Source organism: Acidovorax sp. sic0104 (assembly GCF_019219095.1).
GTDB lineage: Bacteria > Pseudomonadota > Gammaproteobacteria > Burkholderiales > Burkholderiaceae_C > Acidovorax.
The window spans coordinates 326560-349127 of record NZ_JAHUWH010000002.1; the positions used below are offsets into that span (position 1 = coordinate 326560).

20 protein-coding genes and 1 tRNA gene are annotated in these 22568 nt (G+C 62.2%); 4 read left to right on the forward strand and 17 right to left on the reverse strand.

The window, feature by feature from the left end; all coding sequences use genetic code 11:
* Positions 1-174 precede the first annotated feature (174 nt).
* Positions 175-981, forward strand: a complete 807-nt coding sequence (locus tag KW835_RS05655; RefSeq protein WP_218381315.1) for a PP2C family serine/threonine-protein phosphatase — start codon at positions 175-177, stop codon at positions 979-981.
* A gap of 240 nt (positions 982-1221) precedes the next feature.
* On the opposite strand, the gene KW835_RS05660 is transcribed toward KW835_RS05655, so the two are convergent.
* The 5 genes from KW835_RS05660 to KW835_RS05680 all read right to left on the reverse strand — a co-directional run bounded on the left by KW835_RS05660 (position 1222) and on the right by KW835_RS05680 (position 8904).
* Entirely contained in the window at positions 1222-1983 is a 762-nt protein-coding gene (locus KW835_RS05660; RefSeq protein ID WP_218381317.1) for a hypothetical protein, read from the reverse strand.
* Positions 1984-1991: 8 nt separating this feature from the next.
* A complete protein-coding gene (gene zapE / locus KW835_RS05665) occupies positions 1992-3089 on the reverse strand; it encodes a cell division protein ZapE (protein ID WP_218381318.1) in 1098 nt (365 codons plus the stop codon).
* Between the two features lie 88 nt (positions 3090-3177).
* Positions 3178-4605 carry a dihydrolipoyl dehydrogenase gene (lpdA, locus tag KW835_RS05670; RefSeq protein ID WP_218381320.1) on the reverse strand — a complete coding sequence of 476 codons (1428 nt, stop codon included), beginning with the start codon at positions 4603-4605 and terminating at the stop codon, positions 3178-3180.
* Between the two features lie 89 nt (positions 4606-4694).
* A complete protein-coding gene (odhB, locus tag KW835_RS05675; protein WP_218381322.1) occupies positions 4695-5972 on the reverse strand; it encodes a 2-oxoglutarate dehydrogenase complex dihydrolipoyllysine-residue succinyltransferase in 1278 nt (425 codons plus the stop codon).
* 52 nt (positions 5973-6024) lie between these two features.
* A complete protein-coding gene (locus KW835_RS05680; RefSeq protein ID WP_218381323.1) occupies positions 6025-8904 on the reverse strand; it encodes a 2-oxoglutarate dehydrogenase E1 component in 2880 nt (959 codons plus the stop codon).
* 243 nt (positions 8905-9147) lie between these two features.
* Between KW835_RS05680 and KW835_RS05685 the strand changes: the two genes are divergently transcribed.
* The gene (locus tag KW835_RS05685) at positions 9148-10224 is read left to right on the forward strand and encodes an AI-2E family transporter (RefSeq protein ID WP_218381324.1); all 1077 of its coding nucleotides are present in this window, start codon (positions 9148-9150) and stop codon (positions 10222-10224) included.
* Between the two features lie 212 nt (positions 10225-10436).
* On the opposite strand, the gene KW835_RS05690 is transcribed toward KW835_RS05685, so the two are convergent.
* The 7 genes from KW835_RS05690 to KW835_RS05715 form a co-directional block, all read right to left on the reverse strand.
* Positions 10437-10844, reverse strand: coding sequence for a hypothetical protein (locus KW835_RS05690; protein WP_218381325.1), 408 nt, complete (start codon positions 10842-10844; stop codon positions 10437-10439).
* A gap of 38 nt (positions 10845-10882) precedes the next feature.
* A complete protein-coding gene (locus tag KW835_RS05695; protein ID WP_218381326.1) occupies positions 10883-11338 on the reverse strand; it encodes a M48 family metallopeptidase in 456 nt (151 codons plus the stop codon).
* Positions 11339-11583: 245 nt separating this feature from the next.
* Positions 11584-12330, reverse strand: a complete 747-nt coding sequence (locus KW835_RS05700; RefSeq protein ID WP_339385504.1) for a sigma-70 family RNA polymerase sigma factor — start codon at positions 12328-12330, stop codon at positions 11584-11586.
* A 91-nt stretch (positions 12331-12421) separates the two neighbouring features.
* Entirely contained in the window at positions 12422-13186 is a 765-nt protein-coding gene (fliP, locus tag KW835_RS05705) for a flagellar type III secretion system pore protein FliP (RefSeq protein ID WP_218381328.1), read from the reverse strand.
* Positions 13183-13584, reverse strand: coding sequence for a flagellar biosynthetic protein FliO (locus tag KW835_RS27100; RefSeq protein WP_370633586.1), 402 nt, complete (start codon positions 13582-13584; stop codon positions 13183-13185). Before KW835_RS27100 ends, fliP begins: the two co-directional genes overlap by 4 nt.
* Entirely contained in the window at positions 13581-13844 is a 264-nt protein-coding gene (locus KW835_RS26775) for a FliM/FliN family flagellar motor switch protein (protein WP_339385505.1), read from the reverse strand. The genes KW835_RS27100 and KW835_RS26775 overlap by 4 nt, the downstream gene beginning before the upstream one ends.
* 59 nt (positions 13845-13903) lie before the next feature.
* Positions 13904-15106 carry a hypothetical protein gene (locus KW835_RS05715; protein WP_218381330.1) on the reverse strand — a complete coding sequence of 401 codons (1203 nt, stop codon included), beginning with the start codon at positions 15104-15106 and terminating at the stop codon, positions 13904-13906.
* A gap of 354 nt (positions 15107-15460) precedes the next feature.
* Between KW835_RS05715 and KW835_RS05720 the strand changes: the two genes are divergently transcribed.
* Positions 15461-16657, forward strand: a complete 1197-nt coding sequence (locus KW835_RS05720) for a hypothetical protein (protein ID WP_218381331.1) — start codon at positions 15461-15463, stop codon at positions 16655-16657.
* A 253-nt stretch (positions 16658-16910) separates the two neighbouring features.
* Here the strand turns inward: KW835_RS05720 and KW835_RS05725 are convergent.
* From KW835_RS05725 to tolB, 5 genes are all read right to left on the reverse strand, one after another.
* Positions 16911-16986, reverse strand: a tRNA-Lys gene (locus KW835_RS05725).
* A gap of 45 nt (positions 16987-17031) precedes the next feature.
* Positions 17032-17844: a ThiF family adenylyltransferase gene (locus KW835_RS05730; protein ID WP_218381333.1), complete on the reverse strand. Its 813-nt coding sequence runs from the start codon at positions 17842-17844 to the stop codon at positions 17032-17034.
* A gap of 3 nt (positions 17845-17847) precedes the next feature.
* Positions 17848-18639 (reverse strand): tol-pal system protein YbgF, encoded by a 792-nt coding sequence (ybgF, locus tag KW835_RS05735; RefSeq protein ID WP_218381334.1) that lies wholly within the window; start codon positions 18637-18639, stop codon positions 17848-17850.
* On the reverse strand, positions 18639-19178 hold the full coding sequence (gene pal / locus KW835_RS05740) for a peptidoglycan-associated lipoprotein Pal (RefSeq protein ID WP_218381335.1): 540 nt from the start codon (positions 19176-19178) through the stop codon (positions 18639-18641). The genes ybgF and pal overlap by 1 nt, the downstream gene beginning before the upstream one ends.
* Before the next feature lie 50 nt (positions 19179-19228).
* On the reverse strand, positions 19229-20548 hold the full coding sequence (gene tolB, locus KW835_RS05745) for a Tol-Pal system beta propeller repeat protein TolB (RefSeq protein WP_218381336.1): 1320 nt from the start codon (positions 20546-20548) through the stop codon (positions 19229-19231).
* 184 nt (positions 20549-20732) lie between these two features.
* On the opposite strand from tolB, the gene msbA reads away from it, so the two are divergent.
* On the forward strand, positions 20733-22532 hold the full coding sequence (msbA, locus tag KW835_RS05750) for a lipid A export permease/ATP-binding protein MsbA (protein WP_218381337.1): 1800 nt from the start codon (positions 20733-20735) through the stop codon (positions 22530-22532).
* Positions 22533-22568: the final 36 nt, after the last annotated feature.

A 22568-nucleotide genomic window follows, 5' to 3' on the forward strand; every position in this document is an offset into this window, starting at 1 on the left:
GACGGCAGCCCGTGCAGGCTTGACCGGCGCGTTGCCGTTGGAGCGTGGTGAACAAGGGGGGATTCAAGGCAAAGACGCCATGGCATGGCAAAAACGCCACAGGCAGGCCGATAATAAGCGTTTGGCAGCCCCTTCACGATGGCCGTTCTCACACGCGCCTCCACAATCCACAGCATGACCAAAGCGTTTCGCCTCATCGCGTCCACCGGTATCCACAAAGGAGATCGGGAGTACCAGCAAGACCAGGTGGCCTTGATCTCACACGAGCGGCACAACGGCTGCGTGCTGGGCGTCATCGCCGACGGCATGGGCGGCCGCAGTGGCGGCCGCAAGGCGTCCGACCAGGTCATGATGACCGCGCGCCAGCTGTTCGAGCGTTATTCGCCCGACACCGATGACCCGGTGGCCATGCTCAAGAGCATGGTGGAGGAAGCCCACATCGTCATCCGCCTCACCGCCATCGCGGCCGAGCAGGAGCCGCACAGCACCATTGCGGCCTTCCTCATCAACCCACGTGGAGACTGCCACTGGGTGCATGCAGGCGACTCGCGTATCTACCACTTCCAGGGCGCGCGCATGGTGTTCCGTACCAGCGACCACTCCTATGTGCAGGCGCTGGTGGACCGAGGCGAGCTCACCGAAGCCGAGGCCAACAACCACCCTCACTCGAACATACTCGTGGGTTGCCTGGGCACCGAAAGCGATCCCCCCATCACCACCCACGTCATCCCGCAGTTGCAGCCGGGCGATGTCCTCATGGCGTGCAGTGACGGCGTGTGGCACTACTTCTCGCCCACCGAACTGGGATCGGTGGTCGACTCCCTGTCACCCCGCGAAGCCACTGAATTCCTGATCGAGAAAGCCCGCTCGCGCGCACGGGGGGGCGGTGACAACCTGTCGCTGGTGATCGTGAAGATCGAGCCGCTGGTGGAAGAAAAGAAAGTCGCCCGCCTCGTGCCATTGGACGCAGGCCGCCCCTGAACGTTTGCCGGCAGCCCCGGGCTTCATGCCCTCAGGGTTGAGCCCAACGGTACGGTGTCTGCAACCGCTGCGCGAGCGCGATGCACACACAGATCGCGGGCGCGCATGCATCGCAACAAGCCATGCGCCGGGCAACGCGGGCATTCACCCGGTGCCCTGAACCCACGGCGTTCGCCATTGCGAAGGTTGGCTGCGGTGGCTATGCCGCGCATTGCGCTCGAAGGGGCCAACCCTCAAGACCTATCGGGCTGGAGCCGATGCGGCCGGCGCGGGAGGTGCGGGCAGAGGCGCGGCAGGCTTGCGCCCTTGTGCGGCGGCGTCGGCCTGCGCTTTTTCAACCCTGGCCCGGCGTTCCTGGGCTGCCTGGAGTGTCTCGGCATGGCGGGTGCGGGCCTGCGACGCACGTTCGGCGCCTTCTGCAGCGCGGCCTGCCTGCTCCTGGGTCTGCTTTTCGACCCTGCTGCGCTGCTGCTGCGCCCGCAGCTGCGCATCATGGTCGCGTTGTGCTTTGGTGGCCTGCGGGTCCGGCGCGGGGCTGCGGAGCACGGCACCGGGGCCGCCACGCACCGTCGCGTCTGGCTGCGCCGGGCGTTGCTTGTCCTCGATGGACCTCAGCCGGTCTGCGGCCTTTTCCTTGCGTTCGGCGTCATTGAGTTCGACCTCCTGCGCGCGCAGCCGTGTTTCCGCATCACGGGCCCGGGCGCGCAGCGGCCTCAGGCAATCCTCTACGGCGAACTGCTTGTAGCACTGCGCTTCCTCGTGCAGGCGCTGGGCCTTGACCGCGTCACGCTCATGGCGGATGCGCTCGTGCTCCGCCCTGCGCTGGGCTGCGGTGGCGGCGCGGGCGCTGCGCTCCCGGGATTCCGCCGCAGAGTCAAAAGCAGCAGCCGGAGAATCAGATGCCAGCTGGACCCGCGCTGGCTGTGACGCCGTGGAGGTCGCTTGCGCCCACGCACCGGCACCCGGCACGCCGCCCAGCACCAGGATGAGGGAAAGGAACACGCGTTGCTTCATGTCAGCCCCGTATCCACGTTGCGGCGCTCCAGCGCCAGGAATTCCTTGGACTGCATTTCGTTGAGCCGCGACACGGTGCGCGGAAACTCGTGCGCCAAAGGCCCTTCGGTGTACAGCTGCTCGGGCGGCACCGCCGCCGACATGATGAGCTTCACACGCCGGTCGTACAGCACGTCCACCAGCCAGGTGAACCGCCGTGCAGGCGATGCCATGCTCACCGGCATGTACGGCACGTCGGAGAGCAACACGGTGTGGAACTGCGTGGCGATCTCCAGGTAGTCGTTCTGCGAACGGGGGCCGCCGCAAAGCGTCTTGAAGTCGAACCACACCACGCCGCCAGCCTTGCGCCGCGCACGGATCTCGCGTTGCTCGATGTGCAGCACCGGGTCTTCGTCGCGCACTTCGGCCAGCTGCTCAAAGGCTTGCCGCATCTCGGCGTCGGCCTCGGCGCCCAATGGCGTATGGTAGAGCTTCACATGTTCCATCGTGCGGCGCCGGTAGTCGGTGCCGTTGTCGACGTTGACCACTTCCAGCTTCTCATTGAGCAGCGCGATCGCCGGCAGAATGCGGTCGCGGTGCAGGCCGCCAGGGTACAGCTCGTCCGGCATGAAATTGGACGTGGTCACAAAGCCCACACCGTTGTCGAACAGCGCCACCAGCAAGCGGTGCAGGATCATCGCGTCGGTGATGTCCGCCACGTGGAACTCATCAAAGCAGATGAGCTTGTAGCGCTTGGCAATCCGCTCGCCCAGCACGTCCAGCGGATTTTGCGTGCCTTGCAGCGCGACCAGTTCGCGGTGCACTTCGCGCATGAATTCGTGGAAATGAAGGCGCACCTTGCGCTTGAGCGGCACGGCGTTGAAGAAGCATTCCATGAGGAAGCTCTTGCCCCGCCCCACCCCGCCGTACATGTACACGCCACGCGGAATGTCGGGCCGGTTGATCAGCTTCTTGAGCGCATTGGAGCGCTGCGCCTTGTAGGCAGCCCACTCGTCGGCGCAGCGCTGCAGCGCGTCCACGGCCCGCAGTTGGGCCGGGTCGCTTTGGTAGCCTTTGGCGGCCAGCTCGGCCAGATAAGCCTGTTTGACTGTCACGGGATGGGCACTCTTCCTTCCGATACTATGAATTCAATAGCTGCCAGCGCTTGACCACCAAGCGCTGGAGCCCTTTTTCATTCAAATATCAGAAGTTCAGCGTGCGCTTGTCCACGGCCAGGGCTGCTTCCTTCGTGGCTTCGCTCAAGGATGGGTGCGCGTGGCAGATGCGCGCGATGTCTTCGCTGCTGGCCTTGAACTCCATGGCCACCACGGCTTCGGAGATCAGCTCGCTGGCCTGCGGGCCCACGATGTGCACGCCCAGGATTTCGTCGGTCTCGGCATCGGCCAGCATCTTGACCATGCCGGTGGTGTCGCCCAGCGCGCGCGCGCGGCCATTCGCCAGGAACGGGAAAGTGCCGGCCTTGTACTTGACGCCGTCGGCCTTGAGCTGCTGTTCGGTGCGGCCCACCCACGCGATCTCGGGGCTGGTGTAGATGACCCAGGGCACGGTGTTGAAGTTCACATGGCCGTGCTGGCCGGCAATGCGCTCGGCCACGGCAACGCCTTCTTCCTCGGCCTTGTGCGCCAGCATCGGGCCGCGCACCACGTCGCCCACCGCCCACACGCCGGGCAGGTTGGTCTTGCAGTCTCCGTCCACCACGATGGCGCCGCGCTCGTCCAATGCCAGGCCCACGGCTTCCACGTTCAGGCCGATGGTGTTGGGCACACGGCCGATGGAGACGATGAGCTTGTCAACGTCCAGCGACTGGGCTTCGCCCTTGGCGTTGGTGTAGGCAATGCTCACGCCCTTCTTGCCGGTCTTGATCTCGCCGACCTTCACGCCCAGTTCGATCTTCAGGCCCTGCTTGTCGAAGGCCTTCTTGGCCTCCTTGGCGATCTGCTCGTCCACTGCGCCCAGGAAGGTCGGCAGACCTTCGAGGATGGTGACTTCAGCGCCCAGGCGGCGCCACACCGAGCCCATTTCCAGGCCGATCACGCCCGAGCCGATCAGGCCGAGCTTCTTGGGCACCGCGCCCACGCGCAGCGCGCCGTCGTTGGACAGCACCAGCTCTTCGTCGAAAGGCGTACCAGGCAGCGCACGGGCGTTGGAGCCGGTGGCGATGATGATCTGTTTGCCGGTGAGGGATTCTTCGGCGGCGCCGGCCACCTTGATCTCGTAGCCACCTTCAGCCGCTTTGACGAACGAGCCACGGCCGTGGAAGAAGCTGATCTTGTTCTTCTTGAACAGGTACAGGATGCCGTCGTTGTTCTGCTTCACGACAGTGTCCTTGCGGGCGATCATCTTGGCCACGTCCATCTTGACGTCGCTGGCCGTGATGCCGTGCTCGGCGAAGTGCTTGTTGGCATGCTCGAAATGCTCGGACGACTGCAGCAGCGCCTTGGAAGGAATGCAGCCCACGTTGGTGCATGTGCCACCAGGCGCTGGGCCGCCCTTTTCGTTCTTCCACTCGTCGATACAGGCCACGTTGAAGCCCAGCTGGGCGGCACGGATGGCAGCCACGTAGCCGCCTGGGCCACCGCCAATGACGATCACATCAAATTGTTTGCTCATGAGAAATCTCGCTCGGTCTGTTGGAGAAAGACCCACCAGCGGGCAGGACCACAGGTCGGCCGCGCGGGTGGGTCGATGCAGTCAGGGGATCAGATGTCGAACAGCAGGCGCGATGGGTCTTCCAGGGCGTCCTTCATTGCCACCAGGCCCAGCACGGCTTCGCGGCCGTCGATGATGCGGTGGTCATAGGACATGGCCAGATAGTTCATCGGACGCACCACGACCTGGCCGTTTTCGACCATGGCGCGGTCCTTCGTGGCGTGCACGCCCAGAATGGCAGACTGGGGCGGGTTGATGATGGGGGTGGACATCATGGAGCCGAAGGTGCCGCCATTGGAGATGGAGAACGTGCCGCCGGTCATTTCTTCGATGCCCAGCTTGCCTTCTGCGGCCTTCTTGCCGAACTCGGCGATCTTCTTTTCGATGTCAGCGAAGCTCATCTGGTCTGCATTGCGCAGGATGGGCACCACCAGGCCACGGGGCGAACCCACGGCGATACCGATGTCGAAATAGCCGTGGTAGACGATGTCATTGCCGTCCACCGACGCGTTCAGCACGGGGTACTTCTTGAGGGCGTGCACGGCGGCCTTCACGAAGAAGGACATGAATCCCAGCTTGGTACCGTGTTCCTTGGTGAAGGAATCCTGGAATTTCTTGCGCAGGTCCATCACCGGGGCCATGTTCACTTCGTTGAACGTGGTCAGGATGGCATTGGTCGATTGCGACTGCAGCAGGCGCTCGGCCACACGGGCGCGCAGGCGGCTCATGGGCACGCGCTGCTCAGGGCGGCCGCTCAGGTCTTCCTTGGCGGCAGGTGCGGACACCTGGGGCAAGGCCTTGGTCGGCACGCCGGTGGGAATCACACTGGGCGCTGCGGCAACCTTGGCGCCGCCAGCCACTGCCGACAGCACGTCGCCCTTGGTCACGCGGCCATCCTTGCCGGTGCCGGCCACGGCCGACACGGACAGGTTGTTGTCGGCCAGCAGCTTGGCAGCTGCGGGCATGGCAACGTCGCCCTTGGAACCGCCAGCGGCGACAGGGGCTGCTGCTGCAGCGGCAGCGGGCGCTGCGGCGGCGGCAGGCGCAGCAGCAGGGGCTGCGGCCGGTGCGGCGGCTCCCGCCTTGCCTTCGGTGTCGATCTTGGCGATGAGCTGGTCGGCCACCACGGTGGCGCCGTCGCCCTGGATGATTTCAGCCAACACGCCAGCAGACGGCGCGGGCACTTCCAGCACCACCTTGTCGGTCTCGATCTCGATGAGGATTTCGTCCACGGCCACGGCTTCACCGGCCTTCTTCTTCCAGGTCAGCATGGTGGCTTCGGCCACGGATTCGGACAGCTGGGGGACTTTGACTTCTACGATAGCCATTTTGAATTCTTTCAGTAGGGTTCTGTTCTGTGTTCGGTAGGGGTAGCTGGCCTTACTTGGTCAGGACAAAACCCTTGAGCTTGGCAAACGCACCATCGACCAGCGCCTTTTGCTGCTCTTGGTGCAGGTGCGAGTAACCCACGGCGGGCGATGCCGAAGCCGCACGGCCGGAGTAACCCAGCTTCTGGCCTTCGAGCATGTTCTCGTGGATGTTGTGCTGGATGAAGAACCAGGCGCCCTGGTTCTGCGGCTCGTCCTGGCACCACACGATGTCCGTGGCGTTGGGGTACTTCTTGAGCTCGGCAGCAAAAGCCTTGTGCGGGAACGGGTAGAGCTGTTCCACACGGATGATGGCCACGTCATCGTCTTCACGCTCGGTGCGCTTCTTCACGAGGTCGTAGTACACCTTGCCGGAGCAGGCGATCACGCGCTTGACCTTGGCGGCCTTCTTCACGATGGCCTCATCCTGTTCTGGGATCACAGTCTGGAAGCTGCCCTTGGTGAACTCGGACAGTGGCGAGGTGGCATCCTTGTTGCGCAGCAGCGACTTGGGCGTCATGATGATCAGCGGCTTGCGCAGATCACGCACCATCTGGCGGCGCAGCACGTGGAAGATCTGGCTGGCCGTGGTGGGCTGCACCACTTGCATGTTGGTGTCAGCCGACAGCTGCATGAAGCGCTCAAGACGCGCCGAGCTGTGCTCGGGACCCTGGCCTTCGTAGCCGTGGGGCAGCATCAGCGTGATGCCGTTGACACGGCCCCATTTCACTTCTCCCGAGGCGATGAACTGGTCGATAACGACCTGCGCGCCGTTGGCGAAGTCGCCGAACTGGGCCTCCCAGATCACCAGGGTGTTGGGGTCATTCGACGCATAGCCGTATTCGAAGCCCAGCACGGCTTCTTCGGACAGGATGGAGTCGATGACGACAAACGGAGCCTGGTTGTCGGCTACGTTCTGCAGCGGCGTGTAGGTGCCGATGTCCCACTTTTCGCGCTTCTGGTCGTGAATCACCGAGTGGCGGTGCGTGAACGTGCCACGGCCGCAGTCTTCACCCGACAGGCGCACGGGGTAGCCGCTGGCCACCAGCGATGCAAACGCCATGTGCTCGCCCATGCCCCAATCCACGGGGATCTCGCCACGGCCCATGGCGGCGCGGTCGTCGTACACCTTCTTGACCAGCTGGTGCGGCGTCACGCTTTCGGGGATGGTCGTGATCTTCTCGGCCAGGCGCTTCCACTCGGCCAGAGGGATCGCGGTATCGCCCGCGTCAGTCCACTTCTTGCCGAGGAACGGGCTCCAGTCCACGGCGTACTTGCTCTTGAAGTTGGTCAGCACAGGGTCTACCGTGTGCTTGCCCGAATCCATGGCGGCGCGGTAGGCCTTGACCATGTCGTCGCCCAGCGTCTCGCCCAGGCCTTGCGTGGCCAGCTTGTCGGCGTACAGTTTGCGCGTGCCTGGGTGCTGGCCGATCTTCTTGTACATCAGCGGCTGGGTCAGGGCAGGCGTGTCCTGCTCGTTGTGGCCCAGCTTGCGGAAGCAGATGATGTCCACAACCACGTCCTTCTGGAATTCCATGCGGAACTCGAGGGCGAGCTGGGTGGCCAGAACCACGGCTTCTGGATCGTCGCCGTTCACGTGCAGAACGGGCGACTCGACCATCTTGACGATGTCGGTGCAATACAGCGTGGAGCGTGCATCGCGGGGGTCCGACGTAGTGAAACCGATCTGGTTGTTGATGATGATGTGCACCGTGCCGCCCGTGGAGTAGCCACGGGTCTGGGCCAGCGCCAGGGTTTCCTGGTTCACGCCCTGGCCGGCAAAGGCTGCGTCACCGTGCACCAGCACGGGCAGCACTTGCTTGCCCTGGGGGTCGGCGCGGCGGTCCATGCGGGCGCGCACCGAGCCTTCGACCACGGGGTTCACGATTTCCAGGTGGGAGGGGTTGAACGCGAGCGACAGGTGAACCGGGCCGCCAGGGGTGGTCACGTCGGAGCTGAAGCCCTGGTGGTACTTCACGTCGCCCGATGGCAAGTCTTCGGGTGCGGTGTGGTCGAACTCGGCGAACAGGTCCTTGGGCATCTTGCCCAGCGAATTGACCAGCACGTTCAGGCGACCGCGGTGGGCCATGCCAATCACGATTTCCTGCACGCCCTTGGCGCCGGCAGACTGGATCAGCTCGTCCATGGCGGCGATGAAGCTTTCACCACCTTCCAGCGAGAACCGCTTCTGGCCGACATACTTGGTGTGCAGGAAGCGCTCCAGGCCCTCGGCAGCCGTCAGGCGATCCAGAATCTGCTTCTTCTTGTCCGCACCGAAGCTGGGCTTGCTGCGGATGGTTTCCAGCTTTTCCTGCCACCAGCGCTTCTGATTCTGGTCGGTGGCGTACATGTATTCGGCACCGATGGAGCCGCAATACGTTTCGCGCAGGGCGTTGATCAGCTCACGCAGCGGCATGGATTCCTTGCCGAAGAACGTGTTGCTGGTGTTGAACACGACTTCCTGGTCGGAGTCGCTGAAGCCGTAGAACGAGGGTTCGAGTTCAGGGATCGCAGGACGCTCGGTGCGCTTGAGGGGGTCCAGATCGGCCCAGCGCTGGCCCACATTGCGGTATGCGGCAATCAGCTGCTGGACGGCGGTGCGCTTGCGGCCCAGTTCGGAGTCGGCGCCCGTGGCGACGACGACCTTGGTGCCGCCCTGCTTTGCACGCTCGGCAAAGGCATTGATGACGGGGAGGTGCGGGACGTCCTTGGCATTGCTGCCGTCCACCGCAGGCACATTTTGCAGTGCGTCAAAGTACTCGCGCCAGTTGTCTGGCACGCTACCGGGGTTGGCAAGGTAGTTTTCGTACATCTCTTCGACATAGGGCGCATTGCCGCCGAAGAGGTAGGTGTTGCCTTGGTAGGCTTGATAGACGGATGTCGTATCGCTCATATTCCGCTGACCTCCGCTTTCCTTGGGAAAGCATTAGCTGGTTGAGAAACCTTCCGCGACACGGCTGAACCGATTGGCGGATGCGACAGTGGCTGGGGAAGGGCCTGGTTGCGGGCGCCATTGTGCCACCGAACCGGGAAGCACCCAACTTTGCGGGCTTGCAAGGCCAAAAACAAATAGTGCCGGCCACGGGAAAGTGCCCGGCTCGCTTACATTGCGGGTTGTTCCATTGCACCGCACAACATGACGCCCGCCCATCTCCAGTCCAAAGCTTTCCTGCTGCTGCTGATCCTGGTCACCATTGCCTTCGGAGCCATCCTCTGGCAGTTCCACGGGGCCGTCTTCTGGGGCGTCATCCTGGCCATCCTGTTCGCGCCGCTGCACCGCAAGCTCTTGCGTCGAATGCCTCGGCGCACGAACCTTGCGGCCCTCAGCACGCTGGGCCTGTGCCTGGTGATCGTGATCCTGCCCATGACCGCCATCACCATCTCGCTGATCCAGGAAGCCACGGTGGTGTACGAGCGTGTGCGCTCCGGCCAGCTCAATTTTGGCGTGTACCTCCAGCAGGTCATTGCCGCCCTGCCCGGCTGGGCAGTGAATATGCTGGACCGCCTGAACCTCACATCGGTCGTGCAGTTACAGGAGAAATTCTCGTCCGTGGCTGTGCAGGCCAGCCAGTTCGTGGCCGCACAGGCACTGAGCATCGGTCAGAACACCCTCGAGTTCGTGGTCAGCTTCGGGATCATGCTGTACCTGCTGTTCTTTCTGCTGCGCGACGGAAATCGCCTGGCACTGCGCATCGGCCAGGCCACCCCACTGGACGAGGCCCACAAGCGCCAGTTGGTCGACAAGTTCACGACCGTGATCCGAGCCACGGTCAAGGGCAACATCGTGGTGGCGGCGTCGCAAGGCGCCTTGGGTGGCTTGATCTTCTGGATCCTAGGCATTCAGGGCCCCGTGCTGTGGGGTGTCCTGATGGCCTTCCTTTCACTGCTTCCTGCCGTGGGTGCAGGGCTGATCTGGCTGCCCGTGGCCATCTACTTCCTTGCGACAGGCGCGGTATGGCAAGGGGTCGTTCTGATCGCCTATGGCGTGTTCGTGATCGGCCTGGTAGACAACGTGCTGCGCCCCATTCTGGTCGGCAAGGACACGAAAATGCCGGACTACGTCGTGCTGATCTCAACGCTGGGCGGCATGGCCTTGTTCGGCTTGACTGGGTTTGTCATCGGCCCTGTGATTGCGGCACTTTTCATTGCGACGTGGGATTTGTTTGCGCCCGCTGCCGGTTATCGGGCAACGCCGATCGATCCAGACCAGTGATACGGCGATGCGCACACCGATGAAACATGCCAGGGCTTGCTTGCGGTTCCGTTAAAAACCACGAGAGGCCAGCCGGGCACACACTTGCCACCACTGAAACGCAAGGCAGGTTCTGTCCCGCTTTGAGCGGGGCCCGTGGGCCAGTTTTTTTGGCAGCGGCCGATCATCGAGACCAATGATCGGCCCATGGCAGTGCCACGATCATTGAGGCGTCACTCCATCGCGCAGCTGTGCTCAATGAGAATTTCCGCAGCCATCAAACTGCTTTCATGAAGACTGGGATCGTCTTCAATCTGCTGTACGACCTTGTCGACGAGCTGATTGAATTCAGGGTCCCCCCATAGTGATCGTCCAAGCTGATTCAGCAACACGGATTCCATGAATATCCGGAAAGCCTTTCGTCGTCGCTGAGGATCATCCGGTGCAATGGTACGAATCCGCTGAAGCACCTGCAGCTCGATGAGAGGGTTGGCCTGACTCACGACCTTGGCATGCGCTGTCCGGTCATCTGGCACTTTGGCGCCCACTGGCACTGTTGCCGTCGAATTCGCGCGCCCGCCCGCGTCGGGCCGCGATTTCAGAAGCGCGTTCATTGCTGCTGCGGCGTCAATGCGTGTCATCTGGAGCAAACGTCTGGAAGGGCAATGCGGCAGGAGTCTCAGTGCAATGATCCCTGGCGCCCATAGTTCGACACCAGAAAATGCGAAGACGATTCACTGTCGTCTGAATGCTGAACCGAAGCAGCCTGCGGTGCAACTGTTGACGGATTTTTCAGCACTGCATCAATCTCGCGAACGATGTTGAGAATGTCTGAGGACATCGGCAAGTTGTCGAGATTGAGTTGCACACCTCTTTCGAAATGCATTTTCGCTGCGCCGAACTGATCCTGCGCCAACGCACCGAAACCTTTGACCCAGTGCGTCATCGGGCTGCTCTCTCCGAGCGCCAGTAACGGCTGCCACGTGACGAGTGCTGCAGGCACTCGGCCACTGCTGTACTGAAGCAATCCCAGCTGATACCTCGCAACATGCAGATGGGGCGCTAGCAGCACCGCGTTCGAAAATGCCACGTCGGCCTGATCGATCTGCCCGAGCGCTGCATATTCGGATCCCATGAGGAAATGTGGAATTCCGGATGAGGGCTGTTCGCTGGCAGCCCGGCAAGCAGCACCAATGCACGCTCGGTGTCGCCTGCATGGCTTGCAGCCAATGCTTGCTCAATCAACAAGGACGAGCCGTCCAGGGATTTTGTCATTTTGGGTTGCAGGTAAAGGTGAAGTTCAAAACGTGAGAATGAAGCTCAGGTGGCAACAGAGCGGAATGAACATCGTGCAGACTGGAACATACCGCCCACCAGGGGCTACCAGGAAACATCGACCGGCGGTCCCTGCCCCAATGCAGTTCTCAGCCGGATAAGAGCTTGCCGGTGCAACTGGGAGATTCTGCCTCGGGACACGTTCAAGAGCCTACCGACTTCGTCAAACGCGACCTCCTGTTGGTAGTGATACCGGATGACCGTACGCTCCCTGTCGGGGAGCTGGGACACAGCGGCGCGCAGCAACTCGCGCAGGCGGGCTGTTTCGCTCTTGCGAAAGTAGCTCGCCTCAGGAGACGCCGACTCGGAAGTATCTGCAGGCTCCTGATCCAACACCATCGCAGAGTCTTCCAGCAACACACCCAACGCCAAGCCGATGCCGACCTCTGCCAGATAGCACAACAGATCCCGCTGAACTTTCTGTGAGCTTGGCTTTGCCTCGATGCATGGCGAGGCGGCCGACTCCTTGGCATTGGCCTTGACTGCTTCCAAGCGGTCATTGCGGATCCGCTTGCGGGCGGCGATCTGTTGGTTCTTTTCCGTTTCTTTCTCAAGGCCATTGAGGATCGCACCGCGAATTCGATGCGCAGCATAGGACTTGAAGGGCACCGCTTGGTGCGGTTCGAACCGATCTACCGATTCCATCAGTCCTACACAAGCCAGTTGCATGTAGTCTGAAAAAGGTACATCGTCGTTGAAGCGCCCCTTGAAATTGACTGCAGCAAGGGTCCGCGCAAGCGGCATGTAGTGACGAACCAGCAGCTCTCGGGCCTGAAAGTCATTGTGATCCACCCACCGCGCCCAAAGTGCCGACTCTTGCGCAGAAGTGTCGCACCCATTCGGATGTTGCAGCGCAGTCCCCATCTGAACAACCAAGGCAACGTCAGTGGAAACTGCCGACCAGCGCCTTGAGCAACAGGCTCCAGCCATCGATCAGGATGAACATCAATATCTTGATGGGCAGTGCGATGGAGGTCGGCGGCATCATCATCATGCCCAACGTCATCAGCACGCTGGACACAATAAGATCGATCAGCAAGAAGGGCAGGAAGACCACAAACCCGATTTGAAAAGCGGCACGCAGTTCTGACAGCATGAATGCCGGGATCAACTGGACGTTGCTGATGTCCTCCATCGATTGAGGTGCAGGTGCTTTAGACAGCTCAACCATCAAGGCGAGGTCCTGCTCTCGTGTTTGGCGGACCATGAAATCCCTCAAAGGCGATATGCCTTTGGAATAGCCCGCCTCCATGCTGAGTTTGCCTGCCATGAAGGGCTGGAAGGCTTCCTGATTGACCTTCTCGAAGACCGGAGCCATCGTGAAGACTGTGAGAAAAAGTGCCAACCCGATGAGCACGGTATTAGGAGGTGTTTCAGTCATGCCGATGGCATGGCGAAGCATGGATAGAACGATGATGATGCGCAGGAACGCCGTGATACATACTAGAAGTGCGGGCAATACCGCGAGCAATGTCAGGCCCAGGACAATCCTCAGGGCTTGCGAGGTTTCTGCGGGCCCTGCCTGGCTTGCGGACTGGGCTTGCGCAACATCGCACACCGAGAGCGCCACGACGGTTGCGATCAGGCCGACGCTCGCGCTGACGTTCCAACGGAGACGCGGTTGGATACGACGGAACGCCGGCTTCATGCGGAGTCACCTGCTGACTTGCCGCAGGGATCGGGCGCCCAATGCTCTCGGGTACTTGTTTCTGCCAGCACATGAATGGACTGACTGCTGCAACCGATCAGCAGTGTCCTTCCACGCCATTCGATTTCGTGTACGCTGTGCCCCGGGGTCAGCCGACGGCTTTCCCTCACCTGCAGTCCGCCTGATGAACTTCGATGCAACCATCCCCTCAACGGTTTTGGCATAGCGGAAGCCCCCCCATCCGACATGGCACGGGACCGACTTTTCATTGTCCGCAAAAGTGCGACAGCCACCAGTGCGATCGGAATGAGCAACCCGAGCCAAGCGATCTCCGAGCCGCTACCCAAAGCTGCGTCAGGCACTTCACGGCGTAGCGGAATGCTCTTGGGCAGGCTCATGGCTGGGCAGCACCAGGAAGGTCCATGGGAAGAGGAAGCTCCGTGATGCGGACCGCGAAGTGATCGCCCACCGCAACCAGTTGGCCACGTGCGATCACATGCCCTTCCAGCAAGAGATCGACGGGCTGATGGATGTCGCGGTCCAACTGAAGTACCTGCTGCTCTTGCGCGCCCAGAAGTTCGCCGACCGTCAAGCTTGCAGAACCTACGCACACTTGCAAAGTGGCTTTCACCTGCTGCAATGGGTGCAGGGTCGACACCAACGGCGCAAGCTTGCCATGCCTCGAATCCATGTCTTCTGGCTGCGCAGAAAGCTCACTCAGCTCAATGCGCTGGACATGAGCCGGCTCCTCATTTGCAGACGCAGAAGAAGCAAGCGAGGATGGGCTTGAGTACGGGCCTGGCTCGGTGGAGTCCATCGAAGAAATTGTTCGAGACATGATTTCGCAGATTTATGGTCACGAAAGACGAAGTAGTTCGGCGGCCATCTGGCCGGAGGTCTGGCCCAGCCAGCTGGCACAAAGAGGTTCGGGTCGGGCTTCCCCTGATGTGGAACCGCTAGCCTTCTGCGTCCACTTGTGCAATGCGCTGGTCCAGCGCGTTGTAGTAGCTGAAGGTTGCCGTCCACAACCTGGGTCGCCTCCAGCACCCGCTGCTTGCCTGCGACGAGCCCGTATGTCACGTAAAGCGCCGAGCCGTCCTTCTGGAGGATGCTGGAGACGCGGTGGCTGTCTCCGTCATAGGTGTAGCGCGTGACGTAGGTGTTGCCATCGGCAATGGAGGCATCGTCCGGCGACAGGTCTACCACCACTTCCGAGAGTCGGTTTGCGTAATCGTATCCATAGCGAACAAGCACCGACTCTTGTCCGCTGGCATAGAAACTCTTGACGCTGGTGAGGTTGCTCCCCAAGTATTCAAGGTAGCTGACATCTCCACTCGCGTTGGTCACGCTGGCAAGCAGGTTGCCGCGGTATGCATACGTGACCAGGTGGCTGTCGGAATCGCTTTGCGTTTGCAAGCGGCCGGTGGAGCCGGTCCAGTCGTACGTTTCGACGGTGCTGGATGCCCCGTCGCTCCAGGTCCAGGTGTTTTCGGCCAGGTTGAACTTGAGATGGTCGTAGGCACCCGAGCCATCCTTGCACACGTAGACCTGCAGGGCTGGGTCATAGCGATAGAGAGATTGCGCGCCGTCCGCATCCACCCGAACGATCGAGCTTCCCGCCCCGTTGAGCGTGCCGGTGAGCGCGTTGAGTGAGCGGTAAAAACCGATGCGCCAGTTGTCCGCATTGTCGTCATCGAGCAGACCCTGGCTGTTGTAGGTTCGCAGGACCGCGGTATCTGTACCCAGCCCCATCACCAACTCGTCATTGCGCTGTATCACCAGGTTGCCTGTCGTCGCATTGACGTACGCAAAATCCCTGCCCCGGCCAACTGCAGCTTGAAGGTCGTGCACACCCCCATTGAGAACACCCAGCGACGTAGACGACAAACCCAAGCTATTGCCCGCAACAATGCCAACCATGACTGTTCCTTTGATCTCTTGAATGACAGCAAAGACGGGATGAAGACATGGCGGCCTTTGGCCTCCCCCTCTCCGGGCCCCTCTTCTGGTCAGTCAATCCAAAGGAAATGGAAGTTGTTTAGGCAGATGCAAAAACCCTTGTCGAATCAGCACGATACGGCGGAATTCCTTGGCCCGCATATCAATCGAATCAATCACTTGCGTGCACACCAATCCGACAAACTCGCATGGTCATGACAGAAAAAAGCACTGCGCAAACCACCTGCGCAAAGGCGGTTTCGACAGCCTTGCGGAACACCCGCGATGGCGACGACCATGCCGTAAGATGGCGCGATTCACAACAAAGATCAGGGCGTGAAAATGGACTCGGGTGAAAGCAAACAAGACGCGCGCGATGGTCTTTTCCGCCTTGAAACACTCCTTGCCAAAGACCCGGACAACCCGTCTTTGAAGACGGCGGTCTATGAAGCAGCGCTGCGTTGTGGCGATTGGGGCAAGGCAAAAAGCTTGATCGATCAAAATTTGCAGAAGTCCGTTGATACTGTGCTTTGGAAGGTCCGTGAAGGCGACTACTTTCTGGCACGCAGAGAGTTTTCTCAGGCGCGCGCGGTGCTGCAAGCAATCAATGCGGACGCGTTGGACGCAAATGTTCGGGATGTCATCCTGCACAACATCGCCTATGCGCATTTCGCCGACCAGAACATTGAAGCCTGTATCGATGCGCTTGCCCCGCAGCTGGTGCAGGCACCGGAGCATGAGTGCTCAGCGGCGCAGCTCCGTGAGACTCAAATCGGCTTGCACAAGCTGTGGCTGCGAGCGCTGCACCACAAACCAGATATCAAGCGGGCGTGGGAGTGGGCGAAAGCCATGGACGGGCGAGGCTCACTCTCCCCCCGGGTCGCCGGCATCGCAAGCCTGGTGGCCCTCGACTCATCCGACACCACCCTCGCCCAGAAATGGGCTCTCGCCGCACTTGAACACGACATCCGGGAATCCGAGCGCTCCGAAGCCTTGGTCACCTGGGCATCACTGTGTCTGGCCAACCGGGAGATTATCCGGACCCATGAGATTGCCGACCGCGTGCTGGCCCTCAATCCCAACGAGGGACGGGCTTGGTCGATAAAAGGCTTTGCCCAATTGCTTGCCGGCGCAGTGTCCGAATCCCAGGCGCTTTTTGCCAAGTCTCTCGAATCGATTCCCAGACACGTAGGGACATGGCACGGCCTGGGATGGGCGCAACTGATTGCTGGATCGCACGCGCAGGCATTGACAACATTCCAGCAAGCATTGGCACTGGACCGCAATTTTGCTGAAAGCCACGGGGCCTTGGCAGTGGCGATGTTCTTTGGTGGCGACAGGGCGGGCGCTGCGAGACACGCCGACTACGCCCATGGACTCGACAAGACCAGCCTGGCAGGACAGTACGCGCGGGCGCTGATGAGCGGCGAAGTCCAAAGCACACAGGCACTTGAGCGACTGGCCAAGCGAGTTTTGGGCGCGCAACACGGGCCGTTGGGCGGGTCGATGGCCGATTGGCTGCGAAAAAATTGAGCCTGCGGGTGGCCCATCGATGTGCAAACGACTGATCGCCCGTGAAACTTGGGCAAGCCGGCAGCGGCAGAGAAGCACAACCGCCTGCACGACGCGCAACACGGGGGATGCCTACCAGCGTACTGATACCCCCAAAGTGACCCTTGCGGACGACCGCTCTCTCCATCACGCGTGCAAGGTTCGGCCAGCCCCTCAGTTCAGTTAAAACAAGAAAGCCGCTACAACTTTAATAGCTGTAGCGGCTTATGTATCTTGGTAGGACGTACTGGATTCGAACCAGTGACCAACGGATTAAAAGTCCGCTGCTCTACCAACTGAGCTAACGTCCCGACCTGTTGCATCAATTGGCTGACCAACTGCTGCAAAGCCTCGGATTATAGCGTCTTTTTTTGCGATTTTTGAGTCTTGACCGCAAGCTGATCAAGAACCCAGCCTGCAGCGCACTGGCCGAAAGTGGCAGTCACGGCGACGACGGAGCCGTAGCCGTGGCAGTTCAATGAGCCGTCTCCATCGATATTGCAAGAGGCATCCGGTGCAGAGACTGCCTCTCGGCTGAAGACGCAGGCAACGCCAATTTTCTTGCCGTCACGCGGCGCGCGGTGCTCTTTGCGAAGGCGGTAGCGCACCTGGGCAAGCAAGGGGTCGTGCGTAGTATGGGCCAGGTCTTCAATGTCGACTTTGTGTGCATATCGCTTGCCGCCTGCAGCGCCGACAGCGATATGCAGCACGCCCCGGCTGCGCGCCCAGGCGGCCATGGCGGTCTTGGCCTTGACCTGGTCGCAGGCGTCAATGACGGCGTCGACTTCGATCGGCAAGATGCCTGGCCAGTTCTCGGGTGAGGCGAAATCGTCGACGCAATGCACCATGCAGTCGGGGTTGATCTGGGTAATCCGGTGCTGCATGGCCACCACCTTGGCCTGGCCTACCGTGTCGGTCAAGGCGTGGATCTGGCGGTTGATGTTCGACTCGGCGACATGGTCCATGTCGACCAGGGTGATCTGCCCTACCCCGCTGCGCGCAAGGGCCTCGGCGGCCCAGGAGCCCACACCGCCGATGCCAATGATGGCGACATGGGCCTGGCGGATGCGGGACGCCCCCGCAACGCCATAGAGCCGCTCGAGTCCACCGAAGCGCCGGTCCACGTCGACAGCAGGCTCAGCGTCCGCCGAAAAGACCTCGGGGGCCATGGCTTACTTCAGACGCGAGAGACGTTCTTTGGCCGCCATGGCGGCCTCAGATTGCGGATACGCGCGAACCAGGTCCTCAAGGGTCTTTCGAGCAGCGCGCGTGTCCTTCAACTCGATCTGGCAGTTGGCGATGGACAGGGCTGCTTCCGGGGCACGGGCGTGCGCGGGCGCATCGACAAGCATCAGCTTGAAGTTGCCGATGGACTCCTTGTAGTCGCGCGTGGCGTATTGCGCATTGCCAAGCCAGAAGCGGGCCGACGGCACGAACCCGCTACGCGGATACTGGCGCACGAACGTTGCAAAGGCTGCACCTGCGTCCGCGAACTTGCCGGATCTGAAGACCGCAAGCGCGGCTTCGAAGTCCCGTTTCTCTGCCGGGTCGGCCTGGAACTCCTGGCCGTCCAGCGTCACCTTCACGGGCTCGAACTGCCGCAGACGTTCATCCACGCCCTGGGCGATGTCCTTTTGCCGCTTCTGCAGGTCGGCTGCATCGCGCAGCAATTGCTCGTTCTGGCCGCGCAGCTTGGATTGCTCCACGCGCAGCGTCTCGATCTGCGTCTGCAGGTCCAGCAGGCTGCGGCGCAGCTGGCTGTTGTCTTCGACCAGCCTGCGCACTTCCTCGGAGGAGCGCTGCTGGGCGGCCTGCATGCCATCGACCCGCTGGCGCATTTCCAGGATGGCGCGGCGGGCCTCGTCGTCCTCGAACAGTGCAGCGTGGCTGGCAGGCACGAATGCCGCCATCAATGCCGCTGCGGCCAGCGCCTTGCGAGGGAAGGAAAAAGACACAGCGCGCATCAACGATAGGACAGTTCAGCGCGGCGGTTTTGAGCGTGCGCATCTTCCGAGTTGCCTGGGACTGCAGGCTTTTCCTTGCCGAAGCTCACGGCTTCGATCTGGTTGTCCGGCACGCCCAGCAGGCCCAGCGAGCGGCGAACGGCCTCGGCACGCTTCTGGCCCAGGGCCAGGTTGTATTCGCGGCCGCCGCGGTCATCGGTGTGGCCTTCGATCATGACCTTGCGGGCGGGGGCCGCCTTGATGAAGCGGGAGTGCGCCTCGATCAGCGACTGGAACTCGGGCTTGATGACGTAGCTGTCGTAGTCGAAGTACACGATGCGGGCCACGCCCTGCGGGCCGGCTGCGTCACGGGCAGACTGCCCCAGGTCCACACCCGCCACGCCACTTTGCGCGGTGTTGCCGGAATTGGCTCCGGCGTTGCCGCCCATGGTCGAGGTGGCGTTCTTGTCTTCCACGGGCACGTCGTCCAGCTTCACACCGGAACTGCAGCCTGCCATGAGGGCGACGATGGAAAGGGCAAGGGTAAAACGTTTGATCATCCAAAATTCTCCTGAAAGCTTGATAACTGAAATTGAAACTGGAAATTGGTTCACTGCTTTTGAAACGGGCCCCAGTCCGGCTCGCGGATGTCGCCGGCCTGACCTGCCAGACGCGCCTTGATCTTGCCGTCCAGCGTGGTGGTCATGAGAGCTTCGCGGCCTTGCTGCTGGGTGGCGTACACGATGAGGCGGCTGTTGGGCGCAAAGCTGGGGTTCTCGTCGGCGGTTGAGTCGGTCACGGCGTTCACGGTGCCGGTGGACAAATCCATCACGTGGAGCTTGAAGGCACCGCCCACGCGGGAAATGTAGGCCAACCACTTGCCATCCGGGCTTACGCTGGGCGAGATGTTGTAGGACCCGGTGAAGGTGACACGTTCGGCGTTTCCGCCGGACGCTGACACCTTGTAGATCTGCGGCGCACCGCCCCGGTCGCTCACGAAGTAGATGCTGCGACCGTCGCCTGCGTACACGGGCTCGGTATCGATGCCGGAGCTTTGCATGAGGCGGCGCGGCTCGCCACCGTTGGCGTCGATGGTGTACAGCTGAGAGCCGCCATCGCGGCTGAGCGTCACGGCCAGCGATCGCCCGTCCGGGGCCCACGCGGGGGCGCTGTTGGAGCCTCGGAAGTTGGCGATCAGGCGGCGGCGGCCCGATGCGACGTCGTGCACGTACACCACCGGCTTGCGCGATTCGAACGACACATACGCCAGCTGGCCACCATTGGGGGACCATGCGGGCGAAATGATCGGCTCGGGGCTGGACAGTGCCGACTGGGCGTTTTCGCCATCGGCATCGGCCACCCACAGGCTATAGCGGGAGCCCGTCTTGGTGACGTAGGCGATGCGCGTGGAGAAAATGCCGCGCTCGCCGGTGAGCTTTTCGTAGATGAAGTCGGCGATGCGGTGAGCCACCAGGCGCAGGTCACCCTGCGTGACGACGAAGCTCTGGCCGCCCAGGTCCTGGCCCTTGACGACATCCCACAGGCGAAAGCGGATGTCGAAGCGGCCGTCGGCCAAGCGCGTGATGCTGCCCGTGGCCAGCGAATCAGCGCTCTTTTGCCGCCACAGGGCGACATCGGGACGGGCGGTTTCATCCAGCGCCGCGCCCGTGGCATCGACGGCGCGAAACTGGCCGCTGCGCTCCAGATCGGCCTGCACGATGGAGGCGATCTTCTGGGGTGCCTGCTGCTCGCCCCTGAACGGCGCGATAGCTATCGGCAACTGGGTGAGGCCCACTCCCGTGACCTCGACGCGGAACTGCGCAAGGGCCGGAACGGCGGGTGTGGCGATCAACGCTGCCAGCACATGGCGGCGCAGGGGTTGCGGCAAGGCCGAGAGAGTGTGGTGAGATGTGATTCGATCTGTGGTCATTGGCATCCAGCAGTGGCCGAACAGGACATTGAACAGGCGCTAGCCTAACCGCGAATGTTACACACTGCAGGAAAACCCCTGTGACAAACTGTGCGCCAGGCCTGCGCCGGGTGCTCATTTTTTTGACATGCGGTCCCGGCGCGCTCCTAGGTCGCCCTGGGCGCAACCGTAGAATTGGACCCTCATGCAAGCCACCGACACGGGCTCCTCGCCCCCCTCCCCGCCCCCAGCGCCCCCAGTTCCCACCGCCAGCCTGACCGCACGCCTCCAACGGTTGTCGGTCTACTTTGGAAACCAGCGGCTGGCCTGGAGCCTGGCCATCGTGGCCACGCTGGTGGGGGCCATCACCGAACCACTGATCCCCGCCCTGCTGCAGCCGCTGCTGGACCGGGGCTTCACCCAGGGCACGCTGCAGCTTTGGATGGTTCCGCTGGCCATTCTGGGCATCTTCTTCGTACGGGGGTTGGCGCAGTTCGTTGGGCAGTACGCGCTGGCACGCATCGCCAACGAAGGCATGCTGATACTGCGCAAATCCTTGTTCGACCGCGTCCTGGCGGCCGAAATGGGCCTGTTCACCCGCCAGTCGGCGAGCGCCCTGTCCAACACCGTGGTGTACGAGGTGCAGACCGGTGCCACGCTGCTGGTACAGGCCTTGATGGGGCTGTCGCGCGATGGTTTCACGCTGCTGGCGCTGCTGTTCTACCTGCTCTACCTGAACTGGCAGCTCACGCTGATCGTGGCGGTGGTGGTGCCGGGCGTCGCCTGGATCATGAAGACGCTGTCCAAGCGCCTGTACCACCTGACCAAGAGCAGTCAGCAGGCCACGGACGAACTCGCCTACGTGGTCGAAGAAAACGTGCTGGCGCACCGCATGGTGCGGCTGCATGGTGCGCAGGCAGGCCAGGCGGACCGGTTTGCCGGGCTCAGCGGCAGCCTGCGGCGCTTGGCCATCAAGTCCACGATCGCCTCGGCGGCGATGACGCCGCTCACACAGTTGCTGGCCGCTGCCGCCCTGTCGGTGGTGATCTGCATCGCGCTGTGGCAAAGCCGTGGCGCAGTGGACGCCAAGGATGTCACGGTCGGTGGATTCGTGTCTTTCATCACGGCGATGCTGATGCTGATCGCACCGATCCGCCGGCTGGCCGACGTGGCCAGCCCGGTCACGCGTGGCGTGGCGGCGCTGGAGCGCGGCCTGGCCCTTCTGGGCGATACCGGGGCCGAGAGCGGCGGGCGGTACTGCGCTGGCCGGGTTCGAGGCGAGTTGGCGCTGGAGCAGGTCACGGTGTCTTTCGGACCCGACCACGCACCGGCCCTTGATGGCGTGAGCCTGCGCGTCAAGCCCGGAGAAATCGTCGCCCTGGTCGGTCCGTCCGGGGCGGGCAAGACGACCCTGGTCAACCTGCTGCCCCGGTTTGTGATGCCGACATCCGGCAGCATCCTGGTTGACGGACACCCGCTGCCCGACTGGGACCTGGGCTCTCTGCGCTCGCAGTTCGCGATGGTCAGCCAGGACGTGGTCATGTTCAACGACACCATCGCCGCCAACGTGGCGCTGGGCCGCACCGTGGACGAGAAGCGCGTGCTCGACTGCCTGGAAGCCGCCAACCTGGCGGCACACGTGGCCGCGCTGCCGCAGGGCATCCACACCATGGTGGGCCACAACGCCACACAGTTGTCGGGCGGACAGCGCCAGCGACTGGCCATTGCGCGGGCGCTCTACAAGGACGCGCCCATCCTCATCCTGGACGAGGCCACGTCGGCGCTGGACACGGAGTCCGAGCGGCTGGTGCAGGACGCTCTGCAGCGCCTGATGCGGGGCCGGACCACGCTGGTGATTGCGCACCGGCTGTCCACCATCGAGCATGCCGACCGCGTGGTGGTGATGGAGCGCGGGCGCATCGCCGAGCAGGGCACGCACGCCCAGTTGATGGCGGCGGGCGGGCTGTATGCGCGCCTGCAATCACGCCCCGCCGAAAGCGCCTGACATCATCAAAAACAATAGCTAGCGACGCTTTCCAGT